General features: G+C 39.8%; 8 protein-coding genes. 3 read left to right on the top strand and 5 right to left on the bottom strand.

Going from position 1 to position 12,000, the window contains the following annotated elements; translation table 11 throughout:
* Positions 1-4 precede the first annotated feature (4 nt).
* Both ACKWCF_RS01470 and ACKWCF_RS01475 read left to right on the top strand, forming a co-directional pair.
* A complete protein-coding gene (locus tag ACKWCF_RS01470; RefSeq protein ID WP_409478916.1) occupies positions 5-445 on the top strand; it encodes a hypothetical protein in 441 nt (146 codons plus the stop codon).
* Positions 442-2,274 carry an ATP-binding protein gene (locus ACKWCF_RS01475; RefSeq protein ID WP_409478917.1) on the top strand — a complete coding sequence of 611 codons (1,833 nt, stop codon included), beginning with the start codon at positions 442-444 and terminating at the stop codon, positions 2,272-2,274. The genes ACKWCF_RS01470 and ACKWCF_RS01475 overlap by 4 nt, the downstream gene beginning before the upstream one ends.
* Here the strand turns inward: ACKWCF_RS01475 and ACKWCF_RS01480 are convergent.
* A complete protein-coding gene (locus ACKWCF_RS01480; RefSeq protein WP_409478918.1) occupies positions 2,243-4,258 on the bottom strand; it encodes a response regulator in 2,016 nt (671 codons plus the stop codon). The genes ACKWCF_RS01475 and ACKWCF_RS01480 overlap by 32 nt on opposite strands.
* A gap of 114 nt (positions 4,259-4,372) precedes the next feature.
* On the opposite strand from ACKWCF_RS01480, the gene ACKWCF_RS01485 reads away from it, so the two are divergent.
* The gene (locus ACKWCF_RS01485) at positions 4,373-6,640 is read left to right on the top strand and encodes a hypothetical protein (RefSeq protein ID WP_409478919.1); all 2,268 of its coding nucleotides are present in this window, start codon (positions 4,373-4,375) and stop codon (positions 6,638-6,640) included.
* Here ACKWCF_RS01485 and ACKWCF_RS01490 read toward each other — a convergent pair.
* Genes ACKWCF_RS01490 through ACKWCF_RS01505 form a run of 4 tightly spaced genes read right to left on the bottom strand, consistent with a single transcriptional unit; the run spans position 6,609 to position 11,959 of the window.
* Complete coding sequence (locus tag ACKWCF_RS01490; RefSeq protein ID WP_409478920.1) at positions 6,609-8,180, bottom strand: hypothetical protein; 1,572 nt, start codon at positions 8,178-8,180, stop codon at positions 6,609-6,611. The two genes, ACKWCF_RS01485 and ACKWCF_RS01490, sit on opposite strands and share 32 nt — an antisense overlap.
* Positions 8,181-8,185: 5 nt before the next feature.
* Positions 8,186-8,611: a response regulator gene (locus ACKWCF_RS01495; RefSeq protein WP_409478921.1), complete on the bottom strand. Its 426-nt coding sequence runs from the start codon at positions 8,609-8,611 to the stop codon at positions 8,186-8,188.
* 4 nt (positions 8,612-8,615) lie between these two features.
* Positions 8,616-9,923: an ATP-binding protein gene (locus ACKWCF_RS01500; protein WP_409478922.1), complete on the bottom strand. Its 1,308-nt coding sequence runs from the start codon at positions 9,921-9,923 to the stop codon at positions 8,616-8,618.
* Positions 9,920-11,959 (bottom strand): ATP-binding protein, encoded by a 2,040-nt coding sequence (locus tag ACKWCF_RS01505; protein ID WP_409478923.1) that lies wholly within the window; start codon positions 11,957-11,959, stop codon positions 9,920-9,922. Before ACKWCF_RS01505 ends, ACKWCF_RS01500 begins: the two co-directional genes overlap by 4 nt.
* Positions 11,960-12,000: the final 41 nt, after the last annotated feature.

Raw genomic sequence — 12,000 nt, forward strand, 5'->3', positions numbered from 1 at the left:
GAACATGACTTGGCGAAATGGTTTAATCATTATTGCGATTATGCTGGCTTTGCAATTAGCCCTAGCTCAGTCATCGAACATTGTTTTTATCGTTAATACAGAGAATCACACAGAAAAAATCACGGTAGCTGAATTGCGTGATTATTATTTTAAACGTAAACGACGCTGGTCTAATGGCGAAACTGTACGTTTTATGGATCGCACTGCGGGGCCACTGCGTGATGCTTTCTTAAAGAAATATATCGGTAAATCGAATTCCGATGTTGAACTTTTTTGGATTGGGCAAAAGCTTTATTCAGGCGACAGTGCGCCGCTTAAAGAAAGTTCAGATATTACGACAATGAATTTTGTGGGCTCTCTAAAAGGAGCTATCGGCTATGTGTCTGAAGTAACGGTGCTGCGTAAGAATGTTAAAATTATAAAAGTTGAGAATGTCAGCGAATGAGTATTAATACGTTAAAGCAAACTAAATCTATTGCACGTAACTTAACAATAACCGTTGTGGCTATTTCATTTTTGCTATTCTTTGAAGTTATAGGAATTTTTTTAGCCAGTCGTGATACTTTGGCCGGGTTAACAGACATGCATCGCACGATCCAGGTGATTAACGAAGTCAGAAATTTACGTCAAGTCATTGCTACACGCACCCAGTTTTTTAAAGACTTTGCTAAAGACAATGTTTTAAGCAACGAAGAAGCATCTATTTTAGATAAAGCCGAAAGTCAGGTAGACGATCTGTTTGTGATTTGCCTTGAACTGAGTAAAACATACCCTGAAGTTTACGAACTCATTACCGATGCGCAAAAAAAATTATTAGAAGAGCGCGCGATTTCAAGAGATATATTAGCGGATCCGAATAAAACTATAACTCCAATTGTAATTGATCAGTTAACTTTAGAGGCCCAAGATTCTCTGGGAAAGGTTCAATTAGTTCTATCAACTAATTCAGATAAAATATTTGCACGCATTTATGGATCACGTTTTTTGCCTTTAACGGTATCCTTAATTTTGGCTTTTGTTTTTGTGATATTTGGTTTGTGGATCGGCGCTCGGTTAAAAAAGCAGATTAATATGCCTATTCAAAATTTAATGCAAAGCACACGGCAGTTGGCAGAAGGAAACCTGCGGACGCGGGCCACCATTTACGCTTTAGATGAATTAGGATTATTAGCGCACGCGTTTAATATGATGGCCGCTAATCTTGAACAAAGCACAGTATCGCGAAGTTATATTGAAAGCGTTTTAGAATCGATGTTTAACTGTGTGCTTGTGTTAGATGAAAAAGGCACGATTCTTACGGTTAACCGTTTAACAGTGCAAACATTTGGTTATTCAAAAACAGAATTAATCGGTTTATCAATGTATGAAATTTTACACGAGGATATGCGTTTACTGAGTCCGAATACAAATATTGAAACTGAAGCTTACACTCGCTCAGGACATAAATTTGCGGTACTTGTTTCGGTGGCGTCTTTAGACGCTAATGCTAAAATGCCGTCAAAGTTACGCGTGTGTGTGATCAAAGATATTTCTGAAAGTAAACGTTTAGAAAATGAAATCAAAGAACGAAACTTAGCTTTAAGTGCAGCCAATCAAGAGCTTGAAGCTTTTAGTTATTCCGTTTCTCATGATTTAAGAGCTCCACTGCGTATTATTGATGGGTTTAGCCAGGCTCTAGTTGAAGATGTCGGCGATCAACTGCAAGGTGAAGCTAAAGTTCATCTTGAGCGTATTCGCGCCGGTGTACAAAAAATGGGTCAATTGATTGATGCTGTTTTGAATTTATCGCGCTTAACTCGTGCGGCAATGACTATTACCGAATTAGATTTAACTGATATGGCTAAGAATATTATCTCAGAACTAAGAAATTTAGAACCAGGGCGTAGGGTTGAAGTTTTAGTGCATGAAAATTTAGAGGCTTATGGTGACCAAGTGCTAGTTAAGGTGACCTTAGAAAATCTTTTAGGTAACGCTTGGAAATACACTTCAAAAAAAGAAGTCGCAAAAATAGAATTTGGCAAAACCACTAAAAACGATATGGAAGTTTTCTTTGTCAGAGACAATGGGGCGGGTTTTGATATGAACTATGCCAAAAAACTTTTCACGCCATTTCAAAGATTACATACACAAAGTGAATTTTCTGGAACAGGTATTGGTCTTGCCAGTGTGAAAAGAATTGTTCATCGTCACGGTGGAACTATCTGGGTAGAAAGTGAAATTGATAAGGGAACCACTTTCTATTTTACATTGGGGGCGCAGCTTCCGGCGGGTTAGGGCGACCGGCTTTAGGTTTTCGGTATTTGGCAATACATTCAACTAAAGCGCGTTTTTTAATGGGCTTAGACAGAAAATCAGTAAAGCCGATACTTAGACAGCGTTCTCTTTCATCTTCAAAGGCATGAGCGGTGAAAGCGACAATAGGTTTTTTGTAACCGTGCTGGCGTAATGCTGCCGTCGCAGAGTAACCATCCATCACCGGCATTTGAATATCCATAATCACTAAATCATGATCACCATTTTCTGCTTTTCTCATGCCCTCTTCTCCATCTGAGGCCAGATCAACAGTAACGCCTTCCATTTCTAAAAAGTTTTGCACTAACAACTGATTATCTAAAGAATCTTCGATAAGCAGAACTTTGAAGTCAGAAATATTTTGTTTTGGTGATTGCGCTTCTTCAACTGCATCGCTTGAGTCTACGGGTTCGCTTAATAAATTTTCAAAACTTGTAATGGTCGCTGCCTTAGAGACATCGCCGGTTTTAATGGTGGCGACAAAAGTACTTCCTTTGCCAGGCGCACTTTCTGCTAGATAAACATCACCACCTAAGGCTTTAGCGAGCTGTTTAGCTAATGTTAGCCCAAGACCTGTTCCGCCAAATCGACGGGTCATTGAACTATCGACTTGCGTAAAGGGTTCAAAAAGATGTTTAACTTCGTCTTCTGACATTCCAATACCGGTATCAATTACACTAAATTGCATAGTCGGTTCAGAATGTTCATTAATCTGTTTCACACTCAAGGTGATTGAACCTTGATTACTAAACTTAATCGCGTTGCCTAATAGGTTAAGCAAGATATGTTGAATTTTAGTTGAATCCGAATTGATTGTCGAAGGAATAGCCCCATCGGTTTTAAAGCGCAAATCTAATTTTTTTTCGTTCGCCAGCGGTGAAAGAATAGATTTCACCTGCGCAATGACTTGTGGTACTGAAAAATCTGAAATCTTAAGCTGTAATTTACCGGCTTCAATTTTAGAAAGATCTAAGATTTCATCAATTACTTTTTTTAAATGTTCGCTATTGCGGGTGATTTTTTTAAGCCACAAAATACGCTCTTGTTCGTCTTTGTAATTGCTTTGTAATAATTCTGACAAACCCATAATCGCATTTAATGGAGTTCTGATTTCGTGGCTCATGTTTGCTAAAAATTGCGATTTTGCATTGTTGGCAGATTCGGCATCACGCTTGGCATTTTCGAGCTCAACTTCGTATGTTTTGGCTTCGGTGATATCAGTCATCAGACAAACATAACCACGTAAAACATTATTCTCAATTTCTGGAGCCAAAGTGAGATTGACGTAACGTTTATTAGTTATTCCGTAAAGAGTGCTCTCGAAACTGACTTGTTCACCGCGATCGAGAGCTGCGATACTTTTTTTTATTTGATGGGCGATTTCGCTTCCGAAAATAGTTTCAACAGTTTCTCCGACCAGAGGCTTATGAAACCATTCAGAGCTGACTTTATTGGAAAAAGTAAATTTTAAATCGGGTGTGATATAAACTACCGTGGCCGGAAGAATATCAGTAATTACCTGAAGCTGTTTTTCATTCTGACGCAAACGTTCTTCGGCGAAAGATCTGTCTTGTTGTGATTTTTTTAAATCGAGCGCAATTTTAATAGCTGATGGAAGGCGCACGATTTTATCTTTAATCACATAATCAACGGCGCCTTTTTTTAAACACTCAACAGCCATTTCGTCAGATAATGTGCCGGTGACGATAATTAGCGGGATAGTTAATTTTTTTTGGCTCAGAATATCTAATGCAGCGAGTGCTCCAAATTGCGGAATCGAATAATCGCATAAAATAATTGTGGGCTTAAAATTTTCTAGTGCATCTAAAAAAGCCGCACGATTATCGATTGCAATAGAAGTGTAATTTAAATCAGATTTACTCAAAGCACGCTGGACCAGCAATTGGTCGAGCTGGTTATCTTCGACGATCAAAATTTTAAGGCTTTGGTCCTGGATATCGTCCATGAATTACTTCTAGCATGAGCTAAAGCAAAGAAAAATACATATGTAGAATTGGGCTCCGTCACATAAAGTGACAAAACGGTACATTTTCACTCTGAAAATGCCGATCAATGCACTGTGAGAAACACCAACGCAGACCGTAAATGGATAGGCCTTATTGTGCTTTTGCTAATCGCAGAAGTTTTATGGCTATTAATGGATCTGCAAGTTATTCATATCCCTTACTTTTCTAAAAAATCTGCAACACAAAATACAAAAGAAGCCGGATACATTATCAGCAGCAAAAAAGATTTAAAACGTCGCGGGGCAAATAGTCTCATCTGGGAAGACACGCAGCCGAAAGATATTCTTTTTTATCACGATTCAGTTTTAACATTATCGCAAAGTTCAGCGAAATTATACTTGAAAGATCAAACTGATCTTGAGCTTTCAGAAAACACATTAGTGACGCTCGAGGAACCTGAAGACAAAAGTAAATCAGAAATTCGTCTGCGTTTTTCGCGTGGTGATATGCGTGCCAGAAATCCATCGTTTAAAACTTCTGTTATTGGCGATGACTGGGTGATTAACTTAGATAAAGGTTCTGATATTGTTCTTCGTAAAGACCAGGGGTCGTATGAATTTGAAGTGGTTTCTGGATCGGCGACTTTAAAAACCGAAACCGGAGAACAAAACTTAACACAAGATAAAGTGTTAACACTGAATGATAATCAAAAAATTGAAACTCTTGTTAAAAGTGAAAATCTGCAATGGAAAGAAAAAAAGCCAGTTCGCATTTACACTTTAGATGATAAAGCAGATATTCCTTTAGAGTGGAAAGGTGATGCGACCACTCTGGTGATTAATAAATCTGGCGCTGCAGAACAAGGCCAAGAAGTTAAAGAAAGCCGTAATACAGCTTCAGTTAAGTTAGATCACGGCAGTTATAAAATTCGTCTCAAAAATGAAAGTGGTATTTCAGAGGCTAAAACGGTAGAAGTTTGGCGGGCTCCGCATATTTACTTAAAAAAGCCATTGCCGCGTGATCGTTTAAAAACAAACGAGCCACACGAGTTTGTTTGGACGACTGAAAATGGCGTAAAAACTTACCGCGTACAGTTTTTTTCTAAAGGGGTTCCGCTTCGCCAAGAAAATGCAGAGCAAAACTTTAAATCATTGAACTTTCAAGAAGAGCAAGATTTACAGTGGCAAGTGCAAGGTGAAGATGAAGAAGGTTTTGCTATACCGCCTTTATACAATAATGAAATTTATCTGCGTGATGAACCTCTGCAGGCACCGAAGTTAAAAACTCCAGGTGTAAAAAAAGAAACCGCTCCCGCGGGAGCTAAATTAAATTTTAAGTGGCAATGGCTAATTCAGGCTGTTTTGACAGAGGCTCAGGCTAAAGAAGAAAATTATGAAGTTAATTTTGAATGGGAGCCGGTATCAGGTGCTGATCAGTACGTTCTAGAAGTGTCATCAACACCAGATTTTAGAAAACCTGAATTAATTAAGACCTTATCTTCAACATCTTATCTGTGGAAGAAAGTAAAATATAAAAAATACTATTGGCGTGTAGCTTCGGGTAATGCCAAAGGCCGCATGGGGTTATTTTCTGAACCGATGGAATTACAGCTTGAAGAAATTAAAGTTGTCGAGGCGATACCGCAATCTGCCCCAGAACCAGTGGCAGAGAAGTCTGCTGAAGAAGAAAAAACAGAAGAACCAAAACCTTCGGAGGAAGTAGCAAAGCCTACAGAACCTGTAGTCGAAACAGAAATTGTACTTCCTGAAATTCCTTCGGGATTAGGTATTGCGCTGGCGCCAAGTTATAAATATTCAAAAACTTCAGGGGCCGAAGAAACAAATGTTGATCTGCAAGGGCCTGTCTTATTTGGTCTGCAATTAAGTTATAAATCAGGTTGGGTTAATAAACACAACTATCATTTTAACCTGTGGACAAGTATGCAAACATGGAAGCCGCAGCCACAAGATGAATATCCACTTCAAGATAATTTAAAAATTCGTGAATCTATTATGACTTTTGACCGCGGCACATTGAATGAAAAAATGCGCTGGGGTTTAATTGCTCATGAAAATTTTATTCCTGAACGTGAAAGCGAAGATTCATTGAAAGTTAAATCGCAGATAGCTTTTGGTTTAAGAGCCTCGCGTTTATTTGACGTAAGCGATGTATGGCAAAATACTTTAGGCTTATCAGCGCTGACTTCAGGTAAAACGCATGAAGTGATGTTTGATGTTCAAAGCAAAATGTACTTTGCAAAGCCAGAAGATAAATTTCGTTGGATGTTGGGAGTAGGGGCTAATGTGGTTCGCCAAACGCATAAAGATGGCGGTGGAACACAGGCTGATCTTATTTTCTTACTCGGACTCGAACAGTTTTAGGTCTTCTTAAACGCCAAGCTAAAATCAACGGTATTAATAGCAATAACGACATCAACCAGTGTGATGAATTGGACGGCGTATTTTTAACTAAACCGCAACCACCACTTTTAAAAGCGAAATCATCAATTTGCCCTGGGTTGTAAGTTAAAGTAACGCTGTTTACAAATGTTGGATTTGCGGAGTCTGAATTATTTAAACTTACGCGAAACTTCATATAGCGTTTTGAAGAGATTCCTGAAATTGCTGCGGCATTAATCCAACCTGAATCATCACTGGCAAAGTTGTCATCACTTCCAGCCACTTGAAGAGTAATATCAGAACTTACAGGATCAGCGACAAACGACTCATAAGTTACGCGTTTTGAACCGGTATCAAAACTTTTGCTGGTCGCTGTTTGTACAGTTCCCGAAACAAAACCAGCAATGCCTTCAGAATATAAAATGTTACTGTTGATTGAGCCAGAAAGGATTAAATTGCCTACACCTATCCAAGTACGGCCAGCGCCACCGATACCACCGCTACCATCAGGTGCAGTTTGACTTGAACTCGGAGCGCCCGTGCCCGGAGCGGCCGTAATCAAGCCACTAACTTTTACATCCAGAGTGGCCGGGGTAAAAATTTTGATATTACCGCCACCACCACCGCCACCGCCGCCGCCATTAGAAAAAGTAGTACCACCATTTCCGCCTGTTGCTAAGATAGCTCCACCGTTTGAAATAACAATACCACTTACAGCGTGAATCACAACTGTGCCGCCACCGGCACCGCCACCACTACCACCTTCGGTCGTAGATCCAGAACCGCCACCGCCACCGGCACTGCCATTTAAATTTGTAAATTCATGATCAGAAGAACCGACCCCGAAAGCTCCGCCCAAATTGTCGGGTGGGCCATTGAATCCAGCATCACCATTGATCGTGGTATTATAATAAGAGCCACCACCACCACCACCAGCACCATTAAGAGCTGAGGCCGCTAAACCGCCGCCGCCGCCAGTGGTTGCACCAGCTGTTGGTAATCCATCAGAACCAGAAGTCGATGAGTTTCCGCCAGCGCCGCCTGAAAAACCATCGCAGCGACCAGCGCCGCCAGCTCCACCAACACCACCTGCCGCATTGCCGCCGTTATTACCATTACACGTAATAACTCCATCAATGAGCACGGTCGATAAGCTATGAATAATAAGCGGGCCGTTAATACTAGAAAGTGTATGTGAAGAATCTAAGTGAAAACGTGTAACTTTTAGAATCGGAAATTGATTTGCATCAATTGTAATATGATTACCAACGACAGTTCCGAATTGTGAATAGGTTGCTGGTTCAAAAGCTCCATGGCTTCCATCGCTGACACTGAAAGTAGTTTGGCTCGTGGCCGTTTGCCCGTAACCATAGATCAATAGATCAGGATGAAGCACTCCTAATTCGAAATTCCAAATCAGAGTTGAGCTGTCTTTGTAGTTAAGCGAAGTGAAGTCTTCATTATATACCCGTGCCTTGGCGCTTAAAGAGACTAACAAGATAAGGCCGCCCAGAAATTTCATTGTAGTTAACCGGTCTGAGCCGCGTCTTCTGTGATTTTTAACGCTTGAAATACTTTTTCGCGTAAAATTTCAGAACGGAAAGGCTTAACAATGTAACAGTCGATTGCATGGCGTTTTGCGCTTGTGATTTTCATACGCTCTTGCGATTGCTGACTTGTCACCATGATAAACGGTGTTTGATAGCGTCCGTTATGTGAACGAACAGCTTTTAACAAAGATAGACCATCGGTACGGGGCATTTCCCAGTCCGAAATAATTAAATCAATTCGTTGAATCGTATCTAAAACAAAGCGATACGCTTCAGCTCCATCACGAGCTTCGATAAAGCTACGAAACCCGAACATGGTTAAGTAGTCTTTGATGATGCCGCGAACTTCATCGTCATCGTCGACGATCATGATTGTCATGCGGCTAATGTTAAGTTTACTCATTAACTTATTCCTCTTGTTTAATTGGAACCTTAATCGTTACTTCAACACCCTTAGCCGGGTGATTGCTTAACGAAAATTCTCCTAAGTGCTCCGCTTCAATAATTTCTTTACAAATTGGTAAGCCAAGACCAGTGCCTTTGTTGCCTTTTGTCGTGTAGAACGGGTTCATCACGTAAGGTAAAACATCTTGTGGAATGCCCGGGCCGTGGTCGCGAACTTTAATTTCAACCCATGAATCTGGTTTATCACCTTCAGGGTTTGCACATTTTGCGACTGAAATATCAATTTGTCCTGAAGGCGACATTACATAGGCCGCATTCGTGAATAAATTGATAAACACTTGCACCAATGAGTGGTGATTCGCTTCAATTTCAACTTGGTGATATTTAATTTTAGTGACTTTGATATTACGTTTATTAAAATCATGAGCCATTAAATCAATAGCTTCATCGATACTTGCATTGAGTTTAATTTTTACAAGTTCTGGATTAACTTCAACGTTATTCATTTTTTTAAACTTAGATAAAACACTAGAAGCTGTTTCACCGGCTTTTAAAATAGTCGTTAAAGCACTGCGCATTTGCGCAAGGTCGCCTTTCATTAAAGCGATTTCTGCGTGACCTACGATGTGCATTAATAAGTTACCGAATTCATGAGCTACACTGCGGCCAACAGCAGCCACTGTGCTGTTACGTTCGTTTTGACGTAATAACTGTGAAGCTTCAGATAATTGTTCATCTTGTAATTTTTTTTGTTCTTTTAAATTCCACATCGCAACGGCGTTGCGGGCTTTTTGTAAAATAGCGCCATCAGTGAAAGGCTTATTCATATAATCCCAACGATCTGATTTATTAGCACCTAGAATTTGATTGATCGAATCAACAGTCCTATCGTGGTAAGCTGTCACAAAAACAGCATGAATTTTTGGATCCATTAAATGAATTTGGCGAACTAACTCGATACCATCAATTTCACTACCTAATAAAACGTCGAAAAAGCCCATCGCAAATGGTTTGCCATTTAAGATAGATTGTTTGATATGGTGTAAAGCTTCAGTCGGGTTTTTTGCCCATACCACTTCAAATTGGTCTTTATGACTTTCAACTGGCGTACCTGCGGGTTTATTGGGTGGTGCAGACCGACTCGATCGATTAATCGGAACAACAGCTGCCGGAGCCGGAGCGATAATCGACTTAATACCTTCAGCAATCGCTGGCTCGTCTTCAACGATTAACACACGCCAGTTGTATTCGTAATCTTTTTTGGCTTGTGGTAAATCGACGACGTTTAGTTTTTTTGCAGCTTGACTCATGCAGCACCTTCTTTAATTTCGTTATTGTCTAATTGTTTTTTTAATTTAATTGGTAATAAAATTTTAAAAGTTGTCTCTTTATATGGAGTCGAAGAGACAAAAGCGATATCTCCGCCATGAGCACGGATAAAACGACGGCTGATACCTAAACCAAGACCAGTGCCTTCATCAGCAGGTTTTGTCGTAAATTGCTTTTCAAATAGTTTTGGCTGGTGCTCTTCGGAAATACCGCTGCCGTTATCGCTGATCGTAATCAGGATATTTTCATCAGTTAATTCAGTAGCTAATTTTAAAATATGTTTTTGATCTTTGCCTAACATCGCCTGTAAGGAGTTACGCATTAAATTAGTGACAGCTTGAATAAATTCATCGCGGTCAATCGAGACTTCATCATAACCTTCGGCATAGGATTCGATCACATCAATATCTTGCTGCATGAAAAGATCAGCCATAATGTTTTTACAATCAATAACCAGCTGACGGGCAGAGTACGTTTTAATATCTGAATGTAAGCGGCTTAGTTTTCTCATACCATCGACGATTTTTCCGATGCGGCGGCTTTCATTAATTAAAAACTGCGTATCTGATTCAATATTATGAGTTAATTGCGTAAATGCTTCTTGCACAGAATCTAAGTTGTGCATGTCTTCTTGCCATAAGGTCCATGACTGGTCGACTTGCGAAGGCTGTTGCCAGTTCGCCGCTAAGGCTTGAAAGCCGCCACTGTTGTGGTCGTTCTTCCAGGCTGTGAAAATATCTTTCATTAAATCAAGCTGTGGTTGAATTTGGTTATGCACACGTTTTTCAACACCACTTAAACGAGCTAAAATACCTGTTAATGGATTTAAAACTTCGTGAGCGGCACGGCCCGCGATTTCACCGGCTGAAGCTAGACGAGTTGTCTTAAGTAAAGCTTCTTGGGCATCTTTAACAGCTTGGTTTTGAATCTCTAATTGTAGAGTGCGTTCTTTAACTTTACGATCTAATTCGCGGTTGATTTCTTGTAATTCATCGCGCGATTGTTTTAAATCAGAGATCATCTGATTAAACGAACTGGCTAACATTCTTGTTTCATCACGCGTATTAACTTTAATTTGCGTTGATAAATCGCCAGTAGAAACTTTTTCCATACCATGCACTAAAATAGAAATAGGTTCTGTTAAAGAGCGTGATAATAAGAAAGCAAATAATAAAGATAAGGTAATAACGATTAGCGCAAACGAAACCGAGCGCGACACAAGTTCGGTCACCGCAGAAAAGGCGTGGTCTTTAGAAACTTTTGAAAGAATAATGATTTGGCCTTGGTAAGTTTTAGCAAAAGCTCCTAAGAACTCTTGGCCTTGGTCTTGAATAGAAGCCACACTTAAATTAACTTTAGCTTCTTTGGATTTTTGAAACAGGGCGCGGTCTTTTAAATTTTTGGCCTGTTTCATCCAATCAAAATTTGAATGAAGTAAAATTTGTCCTGAATGGTCAACAATTGAAACTTCACTCATTTTAACAACATTTAAAATTTTTAAAATTTTATCGGGTTGAATATAACCCACAACCGCTAAATGATCTGTGGGAATACCTTTGCTGTCTTCGATCACAACGTTTCTGCCGTAACCGATCAGTGGCGTGCCGCCTTCAATTGAAGCGTTCCAGAAGTACTCACCATTTTTTAAAATTTCATTAAACGGAATCGGGCGGGCAGCAAGAAGGGTTGTGCTGAAAAAATCTGGATTAAGACCATAAGTTTCAGAATATTTTTTATCGCTGTAAGTTTTAATCGCTAAGCTTTGTTCTTGGCGATAAAGCGAGGCAAATACGACCGGAGAATTTTCGCCGAACACTTGTTCGGCAAAATTTTTAGTAGAAGAATTTGTTGATAGTGTGGCGAATAGTCTGAATTTGTCAGAAACACCTTTAAACTCGGTTTCAATTTCTGCTGCTAAGTTGGAAACCATGCTGCGGTTTAAATCAAACACAAGTTCTGTTTTATCGGTTTTAAAAACTGAGACGGCGATTAATAAATACACCACGAGACAGGACATGAGTAACGCACTCATGACGCCCAGAAACTTGGTTCGTATTG

It is taken from the genome of Pseudobdellovibrio sp. HCB154 (assembly GCF_046267985.1).
Taxonomy (GTDB): domain Bacteria; phylum Bdellovibrionota; class Bdellovibrionia; order Bdellovibrionales; family Bdellovibrionaceae; genus Pseudobdellovibrio.